21 protein-coding genes are annotated in these 22,023 nt (G+C 62.0%); 13 read left to right on the top strand and 8 right to left on the bottom strand.

The features are described from left to right. Positions 1-5 precede the first annotated feature (5 nt). Together I6F17_RS14205 and I6F17_RS14200 are read left to right on the top strand one after the other, a co-directional pair. A complete protein-coding gene (locus tag I6F17_RS14205) occupies positions 6-1,034 on the top strand; it encodes an ABC transporter substrate-binding protein (RefSeq protein ID WP_225124542.1) in 1,029 nt (342 codons plus the stop codon). A gap of 114 nt (positions 1,035-1,148) precedes the next feature. Further along, positions 1,149-2,504: an FAD-dependent oxidoreductase gene (locus I6F17_RS14200; protein ID WP_225124541.1), complete on the top strand. Its 1,356-nt coding sequence runs from the start codon at positions 1,149-1,151 to the stop codon at positions 2,502-2,504. Between the two features lie 655 nt (positions 2,505-3,159). Here the strand turns inward: I6F17_RS14200 and I6F17_RS14195 are convergent. The 7 genes from I6F17_RS14195 to I6F17_RS14165 form a co-directional block, all read right to left on the bottom strand. After that, complete coding sequence (locus I6F17_RS14195) at positions 3,160-3,795, bottom strand: response regulator transcription factor (protein WP_225124595.1); 636 nt, start codon at positions 3,793-3,795, stop codon at positions 3,160-3,162. A 165-nt stretch (positions 3,796-3,960) separates the two neighbouring features. Then, on the bottom strand, positions 3,961-4,593 hold the full coding sequence (locus tag I6F17_RS14190; RefSeq protein ID WP_225124540.1) for a response regulator transcription factor: 633 nt from the start codon (positions 4,591-4,593) through the stop codon (positions 3,961-3,963). A gap of 60 nt (positions 4,594-4,653) precedes the next feature. Continuing rightward, positions 4,654-5,859, bottom strand: coding sequence for an ATP-binding protein (locus tag I6F17_RS14185; protein ID WP_225124539.1), 1,206 nt, complete (start codon positions 5,857-5,859; stop codon positions 4,654-4,656). A 350-nt stretch (positions 5,860-6,209) separates the two neighbouring features. Then, the gene (locus tag I6F17_RS14180) at positions 6,210-6,410 is read right to left on the bottom strand and encodes a hypothetical protein (protein WP_157785100.1); all 201 of its coding nucleotides are present in this window, start codon (positions 6,408-6,410) and stop codon (positions 6,210-6,212) included. Between the two features lie 62 nt (positions 6,411-6,472). Continuing rightward, the gene (locus tag I6F17_RS14175; RefSeq protein ID WP_225124538.1) at positions 6,473-7,309 is read right to left on the bottom strand and encodes an outer membrane beta-barrel protein; all 837 of its coding nucleotides are present in this window, start codon (positions 7,307-7,309) and stop codon (positions 6,473-6,475) included. A gap of 117 nt (positions 7,310-7,426) precedes the next feature. Beyond that, entirely contained in the window at positions 7,427-8,689 is a 1,263-nt protein-coding gene (arcA, locus tag I6F17_RS14170; protein WP_225124537.1) for an arginine deiminase, read from the bottom strand. Between the two features lie 26 nt (positions 8,690-8,715). Then, positions 8,716-10,149: a basic amino acid/polyamine antiporter gene (locus tag I6F17_RS14165; RefSeq protein WP_225124536.1), complete on the bottom strand. Its 1,434-nt coding sequence runs from the start codon at positions 10,147-10,149 to the stop codon at positions 8,716-8,718. A gap of 324 nt (positions 10,150-10,473) precedes the next feature. On the opposite strand from I6F17_RS14165, the gene I6F17_RS14160 reads away from it, so the two are divergent. Continuing rightward, entirely contained in the window at positions 10,474-10,977 is a 504-nt protein-coding gene (locus I6F17_RS14160; protein ID WP_225124535.1) for a DUF1269 domain-containing protein, read from the top strand. An 18-nt stretch (positions 10,978-10,995) separates the two neighbouring features. Here I6F17_RS14160 and I6F17_RS14155 read toward each other — a convergent pair whose 3' ends face one another. Further along, complete coding sequence (locus I6F17_RS14155) at positions 10,996-11,706, bottom strand: Bax inhibitor-1/YccA family protein (RefSeq protein ID WP_225124534.1); 711 nt, start codon at positions 11,704-11,706, stop codon at positions 10,996-10,998. A 239-nt stretch (positions 11,707-11,945) separates the two neighbouring features. Here I6F17_RS14155 and I6F17_RS14150 point away from each other — a divergent pair, with 239 nt between their 5' ends. The 10 genes from I6F17_RS14150 to I6F17_RS14100 all read left to right on the top strand — a co-directional run bounded on the left by I6F17_RS14150 (position 11,946) and on the right by I6F17_RS14100 (position 21,973). Further along, the gene (locus tag I6F17_RS14150; RefSeq protein WP_036026643.1) at positions 11,946-12,176 is read left to right on the top strand and encodes a hypothetical protein; all 231 of its coding nucleotides are present in this window, start codon (positions 11,946-11,948) and stop codon (positions 12,174-12,176) included. Between the two features lie 128 nt (positions 12,177-12,304). Then, positions 12,305-13,744 (top strand): basic amino acid/polyamine antiporter, encoded by a 1,440-nt coding sequence (locus I6F17_RS14145; RefSeq protein ID WP_057026142.1) that lies wholly within the window; start codon positions 12,305-12,307, stop codon positions 13,742-13,744. A 29-nt stretch (positions 13,745-13,773) separates the two neighbouring features. Beyond that, on the top strand, positions 13,774-14,019 hold the full coding sequence (locus I6F17_RS14140) for a hypothetical protein (protein ID WP_225124533.1): 246 nt from the start codon (positions 13,774-13,776) through the stop codon (positions 14,017-14,019). 29 nt (positions 14,020-14,048) lie between these two features. Continuing rightward, positions 14,049-15,188: an AI-2E family transporter gene (locus tag I6F17_RS14135; protein WP_192893330.1), complete on the top strand. Its 1,140-nt coding sequence runs from the start codon at positions 14,049-14,051 to the stop codon at positions 15,186-15,188. Continuing rightward, positions 15,185-15,784 (top strand): hypothetical protein, encoded by a 600-nt coding sequence (locus tag I6F17_RS14130; RefSeq protein WP_225124532.1) that lies wholly within the window; start codon positions 15,185-15,187, stop codon positions 15,782-15,784. The genes I6F17_RS14135 and I6F17_RS14130 overlap by 4 nt, the downstream gene beginning before the upstream one ends. After that, entirely contained in the window at positions 15,785-16,270 is a 486-nt protein-coding gene (locus tag I6F17_RS14125; protein WP_225124531.1) for a DUF992 domain-containing protein, read from the top strand. Positions 16,271-16,418: 148 nt separating this feature from the next. Then, a complete protein-coding gene (locus I6F17_RS14120) occupies positions 16,419-16,976 on the top strand; it encodes an HdeD family acid-resistance protein (RefSeq protein ID WP_036035884.1) in 558 nt (185 codons plus the stop codon). Between the two features lie 334 nt (positions 16,977-17,310). After that, positions 17,311-17,550, top strand: a complete 240-nt coding sequence (locus I6F17_RS14110) for a hypothetical protein (RefSeq protein WP_063710659.1) — start codon at positions 17,311-17,313, stop codon at positions 17,548-17,550. A 65-nt stretch (positions 17,551-17,615) separates the two neighbouring features. After that, a complete protein-coding gene (locus I6F17_RS14105; protein WP_225124530.1) occupies positions 17,616-18,857 on the top strand; it encodes an efflux RND transporter periplasmic adaptor subunit in 1,242 nt (413 codons plus the stop codon). After that, positions 18,854-21,973 carry a multidrug efflux RND transporter permease subunit gene (locus I6F17_RS14100; protein WP_225124529.1) on the top strand — a complete coding sequence of 1,040 codons (3,120 nt, stop codon included), beginning with the start codon at positions 18,854-18,856 and terminating at the stop codon, positions 21,971-21,973. Before I6F17_RS14105 ends, I6F17_RS14100 begins: the two co-directional genes overlap by 4 nt. Positions 21,974-22,023: the final 50 nt, after the last annotated feature.

Here is a 22,023-nt window from a genome sequence, read left to right as displayed (position 1 = left end):
ACAGAATGGCATTCTTCGTTTCGAGGCGGCCCGCCTTTGGTAGGATCGTCATAGCACTCGCAGCGATTTTGTCGCTGGCAACAATGCCCGTTCGTGCTGCCGACCGCCTCGTCATCGGGGTCGCGAAGCTGGCGTCGGCCGGACCTGTCTTCATTGCGATTGAGCGCGGCTATTTTCAAGAACAGGGCTTCGAGCCATCATTGAAGTATTTCGAGGCGGCGCAACCGATTGCTGTAGCTGCCGCGTCCGGTGATATTGACATCGGCGCCACTGCTCTCACGGCCGGGTTCTACAACATGGCTGCCAAAGGCGTGCTTAAGATCGTCGCTGCCCAGTCACACGAAGAACCCGGTTACCAGTCCAATGCGATTATCGCTTCGCTCAAGGGTTACGACAACGGTTTCAACTCGCTTGGCGCCTTGGCTGGAAAATCGATCGGTATCGCCGCCGTCGGGTCGACGGCGCATTACAGCCTCGGACTCTTTGCAGAAAAATATCAGATCGACTTGAAATCGGTCCGTATCGTTCCGCTGCAAACAATTCCGAACATGATCTCGGCGGTGCGTGGCGGGCAGGTAGACGGCACGATAATTCCCTCGACTGCGGCTATTCCGCTCATCAAGTCCGGAGAAGCAAAACTGATCGGCTACGTTGGCGATGAAACGCCCTGGCAGATCGGCGCGGTTTTCACTTCGACTAAGACGGCGACCGAGCGTCGTGATGTCGTCACGCGCTTCATCGCCGCCTATCGCAAGGGAACTAAAGATTTCTTCGAAGCGTTCGACGGCCCATCCGGAAAGACGATGAAGGGTGAGAAGTCCGACATCGTGCTTGCGATACTCTCGAAATATACCGGACAGCCGACGGAATCGTTGAAAGACATCATTCCGTACGTCGACCCCGATGCGCGCCTCGATATCAAGGACGTGATCAAGCAGATCAGGTGGTATCAATCGCAGGGGTTCATCCCGCCGGACGTGGATCCTCAAGTCGTGTTCGACACGTCGCAAATCGTCGAAGCACCGGCGCGGTGACAATCACAGCAGTCTTTCCTGGCGGCATAAGCGCCGGCGCCAGCGATACCATCTTCTACGCCGAGAACAACACACTGTAGTCGGACCGACAAATATGCGATTGGGGAGAAAGTTATGGTTGTGAGTTCTATCAGTGAACCGACGCGTCAGACGGTCGTCTTCGGATCGTATGACGTGGTCGTCGTCGGCGGCGGCCCGGCGGGCCTCGCAGCCGCCACAGCCGCGGCTCGAAATGGTGCCGACGTGCTCCTCATCGAGCGTTACGGCTTTTTGGGCGGCATGGGCACAGCGGGAGGCGTCACCAACTTTGCCGGGCTTTTTGGTTTGGTGCACGGCGAAACCCGACAAGTGGTCCACGGCGTTGCCGACGATCTCCTGGCTCGCGTTGACCGGCTCGGAGGATTGAACAAACCTCAGCAGGGGCTGCAAGGTCGCATCACCGTGCGATCGTATGACGTGTCAATTCTCAAATGCGCGGCTGACGATTTGCTTCTCTCCGCCGGCGTGAAGATACTCTTCCACGCGGTGGCGGTCGATGTCGTGATGGACGGCGGCACGATTGCCGCTCTTATCATGGAAACGAAATCGGGGCGTCGCGCCGTCCGCGCAAAGACATTCATCGACTGCTCCGGTGATGCTGATCTCGCCGCTCGCGCGGGTGTGCCCTTCGAGACGGGGGATGGGCATGGCAGTGGCCTTTTTCCATCCATGATGTTTCGGGTCGGCGGCGTGGACCCGGAACGCGCGCTTGCGGCGATTGGCGAGTTCAGGGCGATCGATAAGCTCATGAACGACGCCGCCGGCAAGGGCTATAGCTTTCCGAGGGAGGGCGCGATCGTGCGCCCTCAAAAGAATCCGACCGAATGGCGCGCCAACGTGACCCAGATCCGAAACAAGAATGGGAACGCCATGGACGCAACGGATGCACTTCAACTGAGCGATGGAGAAGTTGATGGGCGACGTCAAGTTCAAGAATATTTTCGTTTCCTGAAGAACGAAGTACCGGGATTCGAGAACGCGCACATCGTGGAGATCGCCCCGCAGGTGGGTATCCGCGAGACCAGGCGCATTGAGGGCTCATACAGCCTGTCCGGCAAAGACATTGTCGGATGCGCCGATTTCCAGGATGCGATCGGTGTCAATGCGTGGCCGATGGAACTTCACGAAGCTGGCAAGATCAAGTGGGGCTTCTTTCCTGACGGAAGCCGCGGATTCTGTCAGCTACCTTTCCGCATGCTCGTCCCAAAGGGCGTCTCCAACCTCCTTGTGGCCGGTCGCTGCGCGTCCATGGATCACGAGGGACAATCTGCGGCACGCGCAAGCGGTGCCTGCTTCGCCATGGGCGAGGCTGCCGGCACGGCGGCAGCCATGGCTGCCGATCGGCTGAACTCCGCCGTCGGACAGGTTGATATCGCCGCGCTTCAGCTGAAACTGAAGGAACAAGGCGCTTATCTCGGGATCGATAAGTAGACCTTCGTCCTGACGTTCACTCCTGAGAGTTGCCAAGTAGCAAGCACTGCAGTCCGTTTATCACGAGATCATCGTCACCTATCTACCTCCCCCTCTTCGCCGGTCACACCGATCGGCGCGCATGACTACCAAGCTCTGCTCGCCGGCGGCGATTCCCATTGCGACTGACCATTTCGGCTGTAGGTCAATCACGTCAGTTCTGTCGACTGCGCCTGAATTCCGGTCTTCACCCAAAAGCCGATATGATCAATCGTTGATCGTGGGACCAAACCGCCCACCAGAAATCCCACAGAAACCCCGTGAACAAACGCGCACGAACGTACTCAAGGATGCAAATTCTTCGTTGAAAATGCTCAGATATTCCGGATATTCACTGCGCTCATAACGGTCTGGTTGCAGGTTCGAGTCCTGCCGGGCCCACCACGCTTCGCCCTTCGGGCTACGCGTGGCGCAGCCAAGCGGAGAACGAGGGGCAAGCGCGGTGTCCGGCATAGCTGGAGCGCAGCGGAAGCAAAGACGGACTGGCGCGGCAAGCTTCGGCTCGGCAAGCCAACGCCACACATCAAAGTAAGCATGCGAAGGTATTTCTCGCGTCCGTTCACTCGACGGTGCACTCTCGATCTTTCGCGAGCAGCCGAAAGCGCTCCCCGTTCGTTCAAGGTGAAACCAGCCGCTTGCGGACAGCATACCGAACCAGCTCGGCGGTGGAGGACATCCTGAGCTTGCGCATGGCCGAGGCGCGGTGTGTCTCGACCGTCTTGACGCTCAGATTCAGGATCGCGCTTATTGACCTGTTGGTGTGCCCCTCTGCGATCAGCTGGACCACGCTCTCCTCGCGCGAGGTCAGCAGCATGTCGGCCCGGTTCTGCTTGTTCGCCTGGTAGTCGCGGAGCAGCTTCTCCAGCAGAACACTCGTGAAGTAGGGTCTGCCGTCGAGCAGCGCTTCGACCGCGGAAATGAGATGGTTGCGAGCGTCGGACTTGAACAGGAAGCCGCGGATTCCGGCCAGAATGGCCTCTGTCAGCAGCTCCTCGCTTTCATGCATCGTGAGGATAAGCACCTCGGTTTGAACGTGAAGCGCTCTGAGGCGGCGGCTGACCTCCAGGCCGTTGATGATCGGCATGGAATAATCGACGATCACGATGTCTGGCCTGGTTTCCATCGCAAGCGTGACCGCCTGCTCACCATTGGTCGCCTCGCCGCTCACGATCCAGTTGGACCGCGTTTCAACAATCGCACGAAGTCCGGAACGCACGATTTCATGGTCGTCCGCAATCAAGATGCGTTTCACGGGTCGTTCCCGTTTGCCTACCCTGGGCCAAGCCAGGTGGACTAGAGCGGTCATCGGCCGTCAGGTCGAACGATCATACGGCGTCCCACAAGAACGGTTATCCAGCAAAACCCTGAGAGATGCAGGGCGAAGGTACTGACAGCCACGGATCGCCACGGCTTGCGATCAGGCCTCGACGAGTCCGCTCCGCACCGCGTATCGCACGAGGCCCGCGGTCGAGTTTACCTCCAGCTTGCGCATCGCCGCTGCACGATGTGCCTCCGTCGTCTTAACGCTCAGGTCGAGGATCGCGCTAATCCCCTTGTTGCTGTAGCCCTCGGCAACCAGCTTGACGACGAGCTGCTCGCGCGAGGTCAGCCCATGGTGGTGTCGTTCGCCGTGGGGGCCCGGCCCGCCGTCGTATTCGATAATGCTATTCGTACAGAAGAACGGCCTGTGCATCAGCAGCGACTCGACAGCCGCCAGCAGCAGCTTGTTCGCATCAGACTTCACCAAGAAAGCGCGGGCGCCGGCCTCGAACGCCTGCTGCGCTATCAGACCCGAATTGTGCACGGTGAAGATCAGGATCTCGGTTTGCAGCCGATAGTCCTTCATACGCCGCGCCACCTCCACGCCGGTCATCCTCGGCATCGAGAAATCCAGGATGGCGACGTGGGGCTGGCTCTGGATCGCCGCCGCGACCGCTTTGCCTCCGTCGGTGGCCTCGGCCACCACTTCCCAGTCCGCCCGCTGTTCGAGGACCGCCCGCAAACCCGATCGCACCGCTTCGTGATCGTCGGCTATGAGGATACGTTTCATGCAGCACACTCCCTATTCTTGACGGCGGTTCGGGTCGCGCTTTCGACCCGCCGCCGCTGGCTAGTGTTCTTTCGCTGATCGTGTGCCGGTCGCTGGCCTCGTATTGATCGTGGTCCTTCGTCGATTGCGCCTATTTACTGCAAGGACGTGCGGGAAGACCGCGGACAGAACGGTGCCGGAGTGCGGTGCCATCCCGTTGGACTGGATGGCGAGCGTACCTCCGATCCCGTGCAGCCTCGCGCGCATCGCGGGAATTCCGACGCCGCTCGATAGCGTCCCGGCACCCGGCCTGCCAGGGTGGGGAAGACCGCGTCCATTGTCGCTGATCATCAATTGGAAACGACTGTCGACAACATCGATGACGATTGCCACCTCCGTCGCTTTTGCGTGACGGAAGACGTTCGTCAGAGCCTCCTGAACAACGCGCAGCAGCGAGCGTTGGGCCTCATAAGGTAACCCATCGACCTCCGGCACGATGTTCACCCTCACATGCAACGAGGTGCGCGCCGCGAACCCTTCCGCGTAGCCTTCGATCGTGGCCTTCAATCCGTCACCCGTCAGATCCCGCGGATGCAGCAGATAGGCAAAAGCCCGGAGCTCCCGGAGCGCTTCATCAATCGACGCGTCGATTTCGTCGCAGATCCGTTCGGCGGCTTGTGTGCCGTCAAGCTGGCCGCGGATCCGCATCAGGCCGAGACTCGCAGCAATCAGATGTTGACAGGTCGAATCGTGGAGATCGGAAGCGATCCGCTGCTGAATGCTCTCCTGAAGCGACAGCAGGCCAGCTTCGACATCCAGCCCGTTCCCCCATGTGGTGGCGTCCTCGAAGCGAACGTCGCGCGCCTCGCGATGGCAGCCGATCAACCGGACGACACCGCGGGTCGCGGGATCCAGGATCGGCGTGACCGTCGTTTCCTTCGTGCGGGACGAACCACCAAACGCCAGCCGCTGCCGGATCCTGATCTCAGCCTTCTCCGCGAGGCTCGCCCGAAGTGCTTCGCAGACAGATCTCGCGTCATCCGCGCTCAGGCAATCGAATACGTCCATGTCGAGCACGTCTCGCGACGATACGCCGAGCCGGGACTCGAATGCCGGATTGATGCTCTCGTAGACGAAATGTCCGCAAAAGGAGGGGCGCGCGACGAAGAGGAGATCTGCAGAAGAGTTCCAGTAAAGCTCCTCGGTCGATGGTTGCAAACCTACGCGCAGCCAGCGCTTGGGACTGGTTTGCCTCGACTCTCTGGCGGGGGAGCCATGTGGCTTCACTGTACTACTCACTCTATTCCGGCGACTCCCGATATTGGCCACGACGACAATAGCGGGGTCTCTCCCCACCCTGCCGGCGAGAAATCCTCCACCGAATTCGGAATAGCGCACCTGCGGGGTCAATCGACTATACACCCAGCGAACCGCTCATTCAACATGAGGTAGTATTCGTGAGGGATTGAAATCTTGGCCTTCGTAAAGGGCCGCCGAATCTCAAATCCGATGCAATAGAGAGTAAAAATGGCGATGCGCGGCGAATGAGCCCGAACGGCATCGTCGCGCCACCATTCCGTGGTCGCCGGGTGTCCTCCACCGTCCCCCCGCATAATGCGCTGACAGGTTCGCCAAGGCTATCGGCTACTGCTCGTGTCCGACTTCTTCTTTCTGGTCGCCTTCGCGGGCGGTGCCGCCGGGGCCGGCGCAATTGCGAGCGGGTGAGATGGTTGCTCCAGACGGCGCGTCGCGACATCATCCCGAAGTGCATCGGTATCGAGTCGATGGCTACGATCGACCGCATCGCGAGGATCGGCCAGCACGACCGTCGTCATCATGCTTGAGATCATGAGGCAGGTCAGCATTAGAAGGCGTCTTGCCGGCATCTCTCGAGCACCTCTCAAAAGGCAAAGTCCAGGCGAGGCCCGATCCGAACGTCCCTGTATCGCCGCAGCGGGACGTTCGAGGTTCGCGCCTCGTAGAGCACGGTCGTCGTGAGCGACACGTTGTTGGCAACGTTGTACTTCAGGCCGAGGTCAACCGAATAGAGCTGATCCTGGCGACCGGTATTGAGTCCATCGGTGAACCAGTAGGCTTCGAACAGGGGCGTACTGACGATCGACCACCTGGGATCGAGCTTGACCTCGATTCCGAGCACGGCGTCAAAGCGCCAGCGGCGCGCCTCGGCCAGATCGGAGAAACGGTAGGTCAAAAGCACTAGTGGCGAGAACGTCGCGTTGCCAACGCGGAAATCGCGCGCGACTGAGCCCATCACGTCGTGGGACGTGAAGGCGAGATCGCGGTAGATGCCATCGAAATCATATCGATTTTCGTAAATGCCAGAAAAGCGCCAGCCGTCCCAGTTCTCGGTCAGACGCGCGCCCATGCGCGCGACGGCGAAATTGCCGTCCTTTTCCCGCGAAAAGGCTTCGTATTGAGCCCGCGCATAGAGCCGGTATGACAGATCGTTGGTGAGGTTCCCGTCGAGCCTGACGCTCACGTCGGGCGCGTAATAAACGTCGGACCTGCGGTTATCGCGGGTGAAGAGCGCGTTGTCGGTGAAAGTCGGCGAGATGGAACCAACGACGCTCCAGGACGGGGCTTGGTAATAAGGAACCGCGTAAGAGGATGTAGCAGCTCCGCTCGATTTGAAGTCGGTGAGATCGAGGTCCGCCGCCCAAGCCGTACTACTGCCGAGCAGTGCGGCAACCGGCAGAAAAAATCCAGACGGTCGCATAGGTCCCCTCCGATGCTGCAGCCGGACACCGGGATTCACGTCTACTGCGCGCCAATTGTGGCGTGTTAATGTTGAGATGATAAATCACAGGTTGATCCGGGCCGATTCCTCCGCCGGCTAGTAGTCGACCGGATCCCTGGTAATCGGGCAGGTCATGCAGTGACCGCCGCCTCGACCACGTCCGAGCTCCGCGCCGACGATGGTGATCACTTCGATTCCCTCCTTGCGCAGCAGCGTATTGGTATAGGTGTTGCGATCGTAGGCGAAGACGACGCCTGGAGAGGCGCAGACCAGATTGGCACCGCTGTCCCACTGAGTTCGCTCTCGCAGATAGGCGTTGCCACCGGTCTCCACGACGCGGAGCTTCTTCAGGCCGAGCGCTTCAGCTACGACGTCCACGAAAGGCTTCTCGTCCTTCCGCAACTCGATACCAGCGGAATTGTCCGCCGGCCGGTAGGAGAACGCCGTGATGCTATTGACGATATCGGGGTAAAGCAGCACGCAATCCCGATCGGCGAACGTGAAGACCGTGTCGAGATGCATCGCCGCGCGGAGCTTGGGCATGGCCGCCACAATGACGCGCTCGGCAGCCTTTCTCCTGAAAAGAGCAGCAGCAAGCTGACTGATCGCCTGTCTCGATGTCCGCTCGCTAAGACCGATCAGGACATTGCCCTTCCCGATCGGCATCACATCGCCGCCTTCCAGCGTGGCAAGGCCGTGATCGTGGGTCGGATCTCCCCACCAGACATTGACCTTGCCGGCGAAATCAGGATGGAACTTGTAAATCGCGGCGGCGAGGATCGGCTCCTCATGACGCGCCGGCCAGAACAGCGAGTTCAGCGTCACGCCGCCATAGATCCAACAAGTGGTATCGCGCGTGTATAGCGTGTTCGGAAGCGGCGGCAGCAGATACTCGGTCATGCCGGCCGCCTCCCGGATCAGCCGGAGCATTTCACCACCATGAGCATCGGGGAAATCGTGGGTCGACAATCCTCCGATCAGGGTCTCCGCCAGTTCGCGGGGCTTGAGGCTCTCCAGATAGCCGCGAAGCTCGTCGATCAGTCCAAGGCCGACCTGGTTCGGGACCACCTGATTGTCGAGGATCCATCGCCTCGCCTCCGGGATGGCGACGGTATCCGTGAGCAGATCGTGCATCTCGACGACCTCGATGCCACGGTCGCGCATCTTCTGCACGAAGTCGAAATGGTCGCGCTTTGCATTGTCGACCCACAGGACGTCGTCGAACAGCAGCGTGTCGCAATTGGTCGGAGTGAGACGCTGGTGAGCGCGGCCCGGCGAGCAGACCATTACCTTGCGCAACTGACCGACTTCCGAATGAACGCCAAAAGGAAGCGCTCCGTTTGATGTCTGTTGTGTCATGAGCGCAACCTCCGCAATCGATCCGCCTAGATCGTGATGTAGCCGGTGGCGAGGCCGTGAATGCCGACGGCCGCGCCGATCGCAGCCACGATGAAGATGCCCCACTCCACCGGTGCAAAAATCCTCGCCTTCTGTTGGACCCGCGCCCAGACATACAGCGCCGTGCCGGGCACGTAGAGCAGCGCGGATAGCAGCAGGTATTTCATTCCGGCCGCGTAGATGAGGAAGAGTGTGTAGATGACGGCGATGCCGGTGAAGATCAGATCTCGCCTGTGCTCGCCCGCACTCTTCTCGTACGTCTCGCCGCGCTTCACCAGCAGCAATCCGTAGGCGGCGACCAGGAAGAACGGAATGAGGTTCATGACGCTCGTGAGATTGAGCATCAGCGAGAAGGCATCACGGGACCAGTAGGTGCTGATGACGAAGAGCTGCACCACGATATTGGTCAGCCAGAGCGCGGCAGCCGGCACCTTGTTGGCGTTTTCGGTACCGAACACGCGCGGCATGTCCCGGGTCCGACCGGCCGCGGAGAGCACTTCGGCGCAGATCAGCGACCAGGCGAGATAGGCGCCCAATACGGAGACCAGAAGCCCGATGCTGACGAAGACGGCACCCCAATGTCCGACCACTGCCTCCAGCACCGTGGCCATTGACGGTTGCCGCATGTCTGCGATCTCCGCGCGCGGCAGCACGGCGTAGGGCAGCAGGGTGACGAGCACCATCAGGCTCGTGACGACCAGGAAGCCCATGATCGTCGCCGCGCCGACGTCGGACCGCTCCTTGGCGTAGCGGGAATAGACGCTGGCCCCCTCGATCCCGAGAAAGACGAACACCGTGACCAGCATGGTCGCACGGATCTGCTCGAACAGTCCCTTGTCCGGCATGCCCTCGCCACCCCAAAAGTTGACACGGAACAGGTCGGCCTTGAAGGCGAAGATCAGGATGGCGATGAAGATCAGGATCGGCACGATCTTGGCGATGGTGACGATGGTGTTGATCGCGGCGGCCTGTTGCACCCCGCGCAGGATCATGAAGTGAAACAACCAGATGCCGATCGAGGCAACGACGATCGCGATGACCGTATTGCCGTCGCCGAACACGGGAAAGAACGCGCCCAGGGTCGATTTGATCAGGACCCAGTAGGACACGTTGCCGATGCAACTTCCCATCCAGTAACCGAGCGCCGACAGGAATCCGGGATAGTCGCCAAAGCCCTCTTTCGCATAGGCATAAACACCGGCATCGAGACCAGGCTTGCGCTCGGCCAGAGATTGGAACACGCGCGCCATGGTGTACATGCCACCGCCTGCGATGCACCAGGCGAGGATGGCGCCGAAGGGACCGGTTGCGGTGCCGAAGGTTCTCGGCAGCGAGAAGATGCCGGAGCCGACCATGGAGCCGACGACCATTCCCGTCAGTGCGAACAATGAGAGCTTCTGGGCCGATGTCGTCGCGGTCATTGAATGGCCTCGAAGAGCGAGCGAAGACCGACGCCGTCACCGATGTCTCGAACGATGCGTTGCCGACTCCTCATTTCGAGATCGAACCATGCGCCGTGGCCTCGGCCCGGCCCATCAGGTGATTACCTAGTCGCTGCCCGGGATTACCCTCGCGCCGGGCGCGAGCGATGTCGCTGTACGTCACCCCTTCTGGATGCGACCATCAACCTCCAATCTCCCATCGGGACAATCCCCATCGAGACCGAGGGTTTTCTCCGATCCCCTGAGGCAGCTCTCGCGCGGTAGCTTCCTCGGGTCGCTTGCATGCTCCAACGGGAGGTCTTCATGTCCGATCTGGTCGCCATCGTATATCCGTCCGAGGCGAAGGCCGAGGAAGTGCGTCAGCGATTGCTTAAGCTGCAGAAGGAGTATCTGATCACGATCAGTGACGCCGTGATCGCCGTAAAGACGGACCAGGGCAGCATCAAGCTCAACCAACTCGTCAACACGACCGCCATGGGCGCGGTGACGGGAAGCTTCTGGGGCCTTTTAATCGGTGTCCTCTTTCTCAATCCGATCCTCGGAGTTGCCGTAGGCGCAGCGTCCGGTGCGCTCGGCGGCGCTCTTTCGGACGTCGGCATCGACGATGCCTTTATGAAGAGTCTCTCCACCAGTCTTCAGCCCGGCAACGCCGCCCTGTTCGTCCTGATCAAGCACATGACCGCCGACAAGGTGATTAAGGAGATCAAGGACGCGGGCGGCGTCGTATTCAAGACCTCCCTCGACGAGACGAAGGAAAAGGCGTTGCGCGATGCCCTCGCCAGCACGGTGGAGCGGCCGGCGGCCTGAGCCGCCGCCCTTCCCTTCTCAACGGCGGCCGCCCGCAAGACGCAGCAGCATCAGGAACAGGTTGAGGAAATTGAGATAGAGCGACAGCGCGGCAATGACCGACTTTCGCCCCGAAGCGGTTTGGTCATCCGCGCTGTCGTACATCGCCTTGATCCGCTGCGTATCATAGGCCGTCAAGCCGGCAAACACGCCGACTCCTACGATCGAGATCAGCCAGTCGAGCGCAGTCGACCACAGGAACAGGTTGACGACGCTCGCGAAGATGATCCCAATCAGCCCCATGAACAGGAAGGTACCCAATCCCGACAGGTCGCGCCGGGTCGTGTAGCCGAAGACGCTGAGCCCGCCGAACATTGCAGCAGCGATCACGAAGACGCGGGTTATCGACGAACTGGTGTAGATGTGTAGTAGGATCGAGAGCGAGATACCGACCAGGGCAGCATAGAGGAAGAACAGCAGGCGCGCAGTTGGCACCGACAATGTCTCGATGCGCGAGCTGAGAAAGAACACCAACCCAAGCGGCGCCAGGATGAAAACCCACATCAGCGGGCTCTGCAGCAGCGCGGGGCCGGTGACCTGATAGGTCAGGCCGGCGGCGACGGCGGTCAGGGCGACACCCGCGGCCATATCGCCATAGATCCGCAACATGTACTGGCGCAGTCCGGCATCCACGGTGATCCGGCCGCCGACGACGTCTGTCGCCGCCAAGTTCTCATCGAGATTCGACATCGCATCCTCCTGTGCAGCCCCCTAAAGCGCGACCACGCTAGGCTCTGCTTCGACGGAACAACATCGGACAATCACCCGAAGACATCAGGTGAAAACCACTCTTCGCCCGAATGGGGACGGCATGGCGCTGATTGCCGATCCGTAAGACTGGAACCTGCTTCGGGGTCGTAAGACTATTGACTGAGGCACCTTGCGCTTTTGTCACTGGAGACCGGAGGCGCCATGACCTAACCGGAGGCATGCGCTTCTTCTTCCATATCACCGATCGATACGGCGTCTCGCCCGACACGATCGGATGCGATCTTAGCGAGCAGGATGCGGCCGTCCTACATGCCAGGCGCCTGGCCGCCGAACTCGCCAAGTCCGGCGAGTTCTTCCGTGGCAGCGTCGTGCTGGTCGCGCGGGATACGTTGCCGACGTCCTGGCACAAGGGCGAGGACGACACCGCCGCTTCCCGTGGCGATATCTGAATCGGCGGCCACCGATTTCCTGCCTCTCTTCCTACAGACAATCCCTGATGTGCGCACGCGGGAGGTGGCTCTAAGGTTCGGGGAGGGAGGCCGCGAATGCAGCCGCCTCGGATCGGAAGGCATCCATCATGGCTGCTTCGACAAGCGAGGCCGATCAGAAGCTTTCGCGCAATGCGCTGATCGCCCTGGTGATCGGGTCGATGGTCGGCTCCGGCATCTTCGCATTGCCGGCTCAGTTCGGGCGCACCACCGGCGCTTTGGGAGCGATCATTGCCTGGATGATTGCTGGCACCGGCATGTTGACTCTGGCCTTCGTGTTCCAATCGCTATCCCGGCGCAAGCCGGAGCTCGATGCGGGCATCTACGCCTATGCCAAAGCCGGTTTCGGTGATTACATCGGCTTTGCGTCCGCCGCCGGCTACTGGATCGGCTGTTGTCTAGCCGACGTCGCCTGCCTCATCCTGATCAAGGCCACGCTCGGCCAATTCTTCCCCGTGTTCGGCGACGGCACCACGCCGGTAGCCATCGCTTCGGCCTCCGTGCTGCTTTGGAGCGTCCATATTCTGGTGCTGCGCGGCATCAAGGGGGCTGCCGCGCTCAACACGGTCACAACTTTCGCGAAGATCATTCCCATCGTGCTGTTCATCGTGGTGGCTGCGGTCGCCCTGAACCGCGGGCTTTTCTCCGACAATTTCTGGGGAACGACCGAGCCCGACGCCGGGCAGGTGTTGAGCCAGGTCCGCAGCACGATGCTGCTCACGGTGTTCGTCTTCGTCGGCATCGAGGGCGCGAGCGTATATTCGCGCTACGCACGAAGGCGCGACGACATCGGTATCGCGACGGTCACCGGCTTTCTGACGGTTCTCTGCCTTCTCGTGCTCGTGACACTCCTGTCCTACGGCATCCTGCCGCGGAGCGGGCTCGCGGACCTGCCGACACCATCGATGGCAGGCGTGATGGAGGCCATGGTCGGCCGCTGGGGCGGTGTGTTCATCAGTATCGCATTGCTGATCTCGATCCTCGGCAATTACCTGTCATGGTCCCTCCTTGCGGCCGAGATCCTGCACTCAGCGGCCATTCAGCGCACGATGCCGGCCTTTCTGGCGCGCGAGAACGTTCACAAGGTCCCTGTCGGCGCGCTCTGGCTCACCAACTGCGTGATCCAGGCGTTGCTTCTTGTGAGTTGGTTCGCCGAATATGCCTTCACGCTCGCCCTCAAGATGACGAGCGCAATGACACTGGTCCCGTATTTCCTCGTGGCGGCTTACGGCCTGAAGCTCGCATGGACTGGTGAGGCCTATGCTTCCGGCGAGCGCGCCCGCACCAGCGAGGGGATCTTCGCGGCCGTCGCGACGCTCTACGCGGCGGGAATGATCTACGCGGGCGGGGCGAAATTTCTCCTGCTGTCCGCGATCCTCTACGCGCCGGGAACGCTGCTGTTCCTGATCGCCAAGCGCGAACGCAAGGAGCGGCTTTTCAAGCCGGTCGAGTCCGTCCTGTTCGGCGCGGTGGCCATCGCCGCGGGGATCGGAATCTACGGCCTGGCTGTCGGAGCCATCGCGATCTGACCGATGTCGCTGACCGCATGGAGGCGAGGATGAAGATGTGGATCAACTATCGTACCCTGTTCCTCACCGCAGTCGTAGCCGCCACTCTGCCGTCAAGCATTTCCCCGGCTCAGCCGAAGGACGATACCGTGGCCGCGCCGAAGCAAACCGGCACGGCCGCCCCGGGCGATGCGAGGCCCAACATCAACACCAACATGAATCCATTCAAGCATCGCTATTGGCGTCATCGCGGCGGCAAGCATCCGCATTTTGGCAGCCGCCGCGTCCGCTCGTGAGGCGTGACCACATGACGGCGGACCGATCGATGAGCGACGCCAGGGTCGGATCCGAGCGGGTCCGCGGCCTCGTTCGGAATGAGAGCCCGATCGACGATTCGGTCCAATCCGGACGACCGAGCCTGCTTGCGATCGGCCTCACTGTGCTCGTCGTGGCCGTGGCCCTCTTCCTGGTCTGGCAAACGGTGTCGAGTCTCTTGATCGTGTTCGCAGGCGTGCTTTTCGCAGCCTTTCTCGATGCCGCAGCCCGGGCTCTGGCGCCGGTTCTTCCTCTCAGCCGCGTCTGGCGTCTGACGCTCGTTCTCCTGCTGCTGTCGGCGCTGGCAGGCTTCGGGCTGGCCTGGGGGACCGGTAAGCTGCCGGAGCAGACGCGTGTGCTGCTGAAAGTCATGGATGCCCAGGTCGACATCCTGCAAGAGCATTTGTTGTCTTATGGCGTGGATCTGCTCGGCCCGGAATGGGGGCGTGACTTCGCGCAGTGGCTGTTCGCCGACCAGGGTCGGTTCCTCAGCCATGCGCAATTCCTGCTCGGCGGCGCCTCGAGCCTTTTGACCGCCGTGCTCGTGATCTTGTTCCTCGGCATTCTCTTCGCCTTCGATCCCATCAGCTACCGCGACAGCGTGGTCGTGCTGGTCAGGCAATCTTACCGGGCCCGCGCGCGCGAGGTGATGGACGAGATGGGCACCGTGATGCGGCTGTGGTTCGTCGGCCAGTTGATCCGCATCATCCTGATGACGCTCTTCGTCTGGCTTGCCCTTTACCTCATCGGCCTGCCTGGCCCATTCGTTCTCGGATTGCAGGCAGGATTGTCGAACTTCATCCCCTATCTTGGGCCAATCGTCGCCGCGATCCCGATCGCGCTCGTTGCGATGCCGCTCGGAGCCTCGCCGCTGATCTGGGCGGTCGCGGTCTACACCATCATCCAGTCGATCGAAGGTTACGTCATCGGCCCGCTGATTCAGCGGCATGCGGTCGAGACCCCGCCAGCCTGGACCCTGGTCGCCATCGTCCTGCTGGGCGCCTTGTTCGGCGTCATGGGCATTGCGCTCGCGATGCCGCTGGTCGCGGTCGGACGGGTGGCGATCATCAGGTTGTATGTCGAGGATTATCTCGGAGACAGGATCGAACCGGCAACGACCGATCCCCCAATCCTGGGTGAGCAGCCATGAGCGAAACGGATGCACAGCAGCGTGAAGACCACGTGCCTCAACAGGCTCGCTCGGGGATGGGGCGTCTTGTCTGGCAGCAGCTTCCGTACGCCGTCGCGCTGCTGCTCGCCATCGCAGGAGTTGCCTATACCAACGTCTCGCACCAGCCGCTGATCGGCTATTGGGAATTCCTGGCGCTGGCGATCGGGGTGGTCTGCGTCATCACCAAATGGCCGGAGATCGAAGGCAGGGAGGGCCAGATTCGTCTGATCTGGACCCAGGCGCTGCACTGGATCGCCGTCCTGATCACGATGAACATCATCCTGGTCTCCGGCGTTCAGCAACTGCTCCCGACGCCGGCGACCGGTCTGGTCCTGCTGACGCTGCTTGCGCTCGGCACGTTCCTCGCGGGCATCAGCCTGTTGTCGTTGCAGATCGCCTTTCTCGGCTTTGCAATGGGCGCAGCCGTCCCGGCGATCTCGTGGCTGAAGCAATCCATCTTCTTCTTCCTGCTCGGCGCCGTGCTGCTGATCGGGCTGGCCATTTCGTTCTGGCTGCGCCGGGACGGCGGCCCGCCGCGGGCGCTGACCGAAACAAAGCACCAGGCGGAGGCTTGAATGCGACAATTGCCATATCTCGCGGCCGTCGGCGCAGTCACGGTCCTGCTGACGATCCCCTCGCCCGCAGGTGCCGAGAGATTCAGAATAGGCAGGCTGCTATGCTTCTCGGAGCCGCGCGTCGGGCTGGTGCTCGGATCGACGCAGTCGCTGCGCTGCGTGTTCGATGGGGTGCGCCCTGCCCGCCGCTACATCTACGAGGGACGGATCAGACGCCTCGGCCTTGATCTCGGCGTGACCAGCGCCGGCACGCTCTCCTGGGCCGTGTTCGCCAGGACTTCGCGGATTGGTGCCGGCACTTTGCGCGGCAGCTATGTGGGCGCGAGTGGCAATTTCGCACTAGGCCCCGGCCTCGGCGCCAACGTCCTGATTGGCGGCTCGCGCAGGAGCATCATGCTGCAGCCGATCTCGATCGAACGCTCGATCGGTCTCAATCTCGCGGCCGGCGTGACCCATCTGACACTGGGCCCGCGCGGCCCGCGATGAGCCGTGCCCGGCTCAGGAAAGGTCGCAACAAGTTGAAATGAGAATATTCCCGCCCCGCAACTCCGGGTTTCGTCCGATGTTGGACCTGCTGGTCCAGCGCTACGATCGAAGGTGCGTCGATCGGGGCGTGAGCACCCAGGAGGTTGGCATGACAGTGTACGACAGCCGCGACGATCTCAACACGCTGGGTGCCCCACCGCTCTGGGCGTGCGCTCTCCTCGGCATCGTCCTGATCGCTGCCGGCCTCCTCGCCCTCGGCGATCTCGCCTTCGCCACGATCATCAGCGTCAAGTTCATTGGGCTCACCGCAATCGCTGCCGGCGCCTTCGAGATCGCGCATGCGTTCTGGACAAAGGGTTGGGGCAGTTTCCTGTGGCGGATCGTTCTCGGTGCGCTCTACCTCGCATTCGGCCTGATCCTTCTCACCCAGCCGGTGTCGGGCGCCCTGATCCTGACCTATTTCCTCGGCGCGCTGCTGTTCGCATCCGGTGTTGTTCGATGCGTGCTGAGCTTCGCCTATTGGCGACAGAACGGCTGGATGATGCTGATCTCCGGCGTCTTCGCGATCGTCGCCGGCGTGCTCATCCTGTTTGGCTTCCCCGACATCAGCGTCTGGGCGCTCGGCTTCCTGCTCGGCGTCGACCTGATCTCACATGGTCTCGCATGGCTGCTCTACGCCCTGCAATCGCTGCGGTCGACTGCGTGACAGAGGAGGACGACACATGGTTGGTTCCAGCCGCCGAGCCTTCCTAGGCTTTGCAACGAGCGCCCTTGCCGCTGCCGCGATCGGCGCCACCGGCGTCCGCTTGATCGACGTTGCCGAAGCGCTACCGATCGATCCAGATCCGCGACGCGCCAGCATCTCATCAGAACTGATCAAGACGCAGTGGGGACCACCTCCGCGACCCGGCTGGGGCCCTCCACCGCGCCGTCGCCGGCACCGGCGCTGGGTCTGCTGGTGGCACCGCGGCCGGCGCCGCTGCGGATGGCGTTGGGTCTAGGCGGGTCTCCAAAGCCTTGCGAAGCTGATGGAGGTAACGATGCGCGACAGGAATCAATGGGCGATCGCCGCCTTGCTGGCCGCTCTGCTGGTCGGGGCGAGCTGGTTTTGCGTGTCAGTCTGGCGATCGACGCCGATGCCACTCTATGGAAACGTCATCCTGACCGGAGCCGTGATTCTCATCCTGATCTTAGGCTGCGGCCTGATCGCGCTGATGTTCTACAGCCATCGCAAAGGTTACGACGAACCAGCCCGCAGCAACAGGACGCAGCGCGAGTAATGCAGTCCGCCAGACGCCGAACGAAGTGACGTCGGCGTTCGGAGCTCTGGAACACGGAGCGGACCATGAACCTTGCTGACGTCGCGATCCGATTGCTGGCGGCAGGATTGGTTACCGTCTTGATCGGCGGGACTGTCCGGACCCAGCCGACGCCTTCCACGCCTGCCGTCGGCGTTGTGGAGGCAACGCGCCGGCTGATCACCGAAAGCAACGAGTTCCTCGGCCGAGTTGAGGCGGTCAACCGAGTCAACGTGACAGCCCGTGTCACCGCCGCTCTGGAGCAGCGGCTGTTCAACGAGGGTGCCGAGATCAAAAAGGGCGACCAGCTCTATCGGCTGGAGCGCGGCCCATTCGAGGCCGATCTCGCAGCCAAGCAGGCGCAGGTGGCGCAACTCGAGGCGATGCTGGAAAACGCCAGGCTGACGACGGAGCGCGCGCACACCCTTCTCGGCGGGCCGGCCGGGCAGCAATCGACCTATGACGCCGCGCTCGCCACCCAGCGCAGCTTACAGGCCCAGGTCCAGGCTGCCCAGGCGCAGGTCCAGGCCTCCCAAATCAATCTCGACTACACCGTCATCAATGCTCCGATCGACGGCAAGATCGGTCGCACGGCGGTAACCGAAGGCAACATCGTCGGGCCCTCCTCCGGCGTGCTGACCACGATCGTCAGCCAGGACCCGATGCACGTCACGTTCCCGGTGCCGCTGCGAGAGGGGCTCGAGCTGCGCGAGCGGTACCTCCCACAAGGCGGTCTCGAGGCCGTGACGATCAGGCTTCGGCTGCCGGACGGCCGTATGTACGGTCAGTCCGGCAGACTGAACTTCGTCGACAACAGCATCGCCCAGAATACCGACACGATCATGGTCCGCGGCGAGATTGCCAACCCGATCTTGCGCGCCCCGTCTGCCGCAGGCGTGACCGCGCACGAGCTGACCGACGGCGAGTTCGTCACCGTTCTGCTCGAAGGCGTCCAGCCGATCGAAGTACTTGCGATCCCACGCGCGGCGGTGTTGTCCGACCAGCGCGGCGACTATGTTCTCGTCGTCGGCAAGGACAATAAGGCAGAGCAGCGGCGCGTTCAGCTCGGACAATCGACCGCAACAATTGCCGCCGTCATCGGCGGGCTTGCTGCCGGCGACAAGGTGATCGCCGAAGGGCTGCAGCGGGTTCGCGCGGGTCAGACCGTCGCTCCGGATACAGCAAGCGCACTCCTGCGGTCGAGCATGGACGGCGTAGCGAGCGAGGCGCCACCGCGGAGCGGCCGCGGCACTCCGATCCGGCCCCACGCCGCGGACCGCACCCCATGATATCGGGCGTCTTCGTCGATCGTCCGCGCCTTGCGATAGTGATTGCACTTCTCATCACCATTGCCGGCGCGCTGGCACTCACTCAAATTCCCGTGGCGCAATTTCCAGATATCGTGCCGCCGCAGGTCACCGTCTCCGCGACCTTCCCAGGCGCGTCCGCCGAGGTTGTGGAAAGCAGCGTCGCCCAGCCTCTCGAAGCGCAGGTGATCGGCGTCGACCGCGCGCTCTACATGAAATCAACCAGCGGCAATGACGGCAGCTACACGCTCACCATTTCTTTCGCGCATGGCACCAATGCCGACATCAACACGGTCAACGTCAATAATCGCGTGCAGAGCGCGCTGTCGCAGTTGCCGACGGAGGTGCAGCAGCAAGGCGTGAGGGTGCAGAAGCGATCCTCGTCGATCCTGCAATTCCTCGTGCTCTACAGCGCCGACGGCCAGCAGGATCCCCTCTTCATCACCAACTACGCCATCATCAACGCGCTGGACGCGATCGCGAGCACGCCGGGCGTCGGCCAAGCGAACCTGTTCGCAAAGATGAACTATTCGATGCGAATCTGGTTCGATTCGCAGCGGCTCACCAGCCTCAGCTTGACCCCGTCGGACGTGATTGCCGCGATCCGCGCGCAGAGCGTCCAGGCTGCCGTCGGCCGCATCGGCGCGCGGCCGATCAGCGACGATCAGCAGTTCCAATTCAACGTGCAGACCCTTGGCCGACTCGCCAGCGCCGATCAATTCGCCAACATCGTGCTGCGCGCCAATCCCGACGGATCCTCGCTGCTGGTGAAAGACGTCGCGCGCGTCGAGATCGGTGCGCAGAACCTCGACAGCGAAGCGCGGATCGACGGGCGCGCCGCCGTTCCAATCGCAGTCTACCTTGCGCCGGGAGCGAACGCGGTGACCACGGCGCGAGCGGTGGCCGAGACGATGCAACGGCTGTCAACGCGATTTCCGCCTGGACTGAGCTATCTCGTCCAATACGATTCCACGAGCTTCGTTCGGGACACGATCGCGGAGGTCTTGCGGACACTGGCCGAAGCCTTCGTCCTCGTGATGCTGGTCGTCTATATCTTCCTCGGTAGTCTCCGTGCGACGGTGATCCCGGCCATCGCAGTACCGGTGAGCCTGATCGGCACGTTCGCAGTTCTGCTCGCGTTCGGCTATTCGGCCAATACGGTATCGCTGCTCGCGATGGTCCTCGCCATCGGCATCGTCGTCGACGATGCCATCGTCGTCGTGGAGAATGTCGAGCGCGTCATGGCGGCGGAACCAAGCCTGGGTCCAGCCGAGGCCACCAAGAAAGCCATGACCCAGATCACCGCGCCGATCATCGCGATCACTCTGGTGCTGCTCTCCGTCTTCGTGCCGATCGCGTTCATTCCCGGCATTTCGGGCACGTTGTTCCGTCAGTTCGCCGTGACGATCAGCGCCGCAATGTTGATTTCGGCGCTGAACGCCCTGACGCTATCCCCTGCACTGTGCGCGTTGCTGATGCGCCACGGCAGACGGCCCCGCGGCATCATCGGCCGTGTACTCGGCGGCATCGACTGGTTGCGCGAGCGCTACGGCAACGGCGTCCGCTACCTCGTGCGCCGGGCCGCCCTCTCCCTGCTGCTGGTTGCCGTATTCGCCGCCGGCGTCTTCGGTGTCTCGATCATTACTCCGACGGGATTCCTGCCGGAGGAGGACCAGGGCGCCTTTTTCACCTCGGTGCAGCTCCCGGACGGCGCGTCGGTCGCGCGCACCAGCCAGGTTACCCGCCAGATCGAAGACGTCCTGAAACAGATGCCGGCCGTCGATCACGTGCTCGCGGTGATCGGCTTTTCACTGCTCGATGGCGTCTCCCAATCGAACAGCGCACTGGTGGTGGCGCGGCTCAAGCCATTTTCCGACCGGACGGCGGCCGCAGACTCGGCGCAGGCGCTAATCTCCAGGACATTGGCAGCCGGTGCCGAGGTACGACAAGCCAATGTGCTGCCATTCAACCTGCCGCCGATCATCGGCCTCTCCACCGGCGGCGGATTCGAGTACCAGCTTCAAGCTCTGGAAGGACAGGGCCCAGCCGCGATCTCCAGCGTGACAAACGCCCTGATCGGCGCCGCCAACGCCGATTCGCGGCTCACGCGCGTGTTCTCGACCTTCACCGCAACCAATCCGTCGCTCTATCTCGACGTCGACCGGCGAAAGGCCCAATCGCTGGGCGTCGCGGTCAATGACATCTTCATTGCGCTGCAGGCGACGCTCGGCGGCGTCTACGTCAACAACTTCAACCTGTTCGGACGCACCTGGCAGGTCAACGTGCAGGGCGACGCATCCGATCGCGCCCACGTCTCGGATATCTGGCGGATCTACGTGCGCAACAACAACGGCGAGATGGTGCCGATGCGGGCGCTGGCCGACGTCATGGTCGTAACCGGGCCGCAGGTGATCACTCGCTACAACAATCATCGTTCCGTGACGGTGAACGGCAGCCCTGCGCCGGGGACCTCTTCGGGCACCGCGCTATCCGCGATGGCGCAGATCTCCGACGCCGTGCTGCCGTCCGGCTACGACTTCGCCTGGACCGGCACCGCCTTTCAGGAGCAGGGAGCGGCAGGTCAGACCGGAATCGTGCTCGCGCTGGCCGTGATGTTCGCCTATCTGTTCCTGGTCGCACTTTACGAGAGCACGGTGATCCCGATCCCGGTGCTGCTGTCGGTGGTCGTCGGTGTGCTCGGATCTTATTTCGGCATCATGATTGCGCGCCTCAATCTCGACCTCTATGGCCAGATCGGCCTCGTTGTGCTGATCGCTCTTGCCGCCAAGAACGGCATCCTGATCGTCGAGTTTGCGAGGGAACAGCGGGAGGCGGGTATCCCGATCTGTGAGGCCGCGGTTCAGGGTGCCCATATGCGTTTTCGTGCGGTCATGATGACGTCACTTGCGTTCATCCTCGGCCTTCTGCCGCTGGTCATTGCGACCGGAGCTGCCGCGCTGAGCCGCAGAGCAGTGGGCACCGCTGTCTTCGCTGGTATGCTCGCAGCAAGCTCGATCGGGATCTTCCTGGTGCCGATGCTCTACGTCACCTTCCAGCGCATACGGGAGCGCGCGAAAGGCACAATCAAAAGCGGCTAAGGATGCCCGATCCTAAGAAAAACATAGAACGTAACGAAAGAATGTCGTCT

Origin of the sequence: Bradyrhizobium sp. NBAIM18 (assembly GCF_020193825.1) — a bacterium.
GTDB classification, from domain to species: domain Bacteria; phylum Pseudomonadota; class Alphaproteobacteria; order Rhizobiales; family Xanthobacteraceae; genus Bradyrhizobium; species Bradyrhizobium yuanmingense.
Note: the sequence above shows the minus strand (reverse complement) of the source record. Positions and strands in the feature narration are given on the sequence as shown.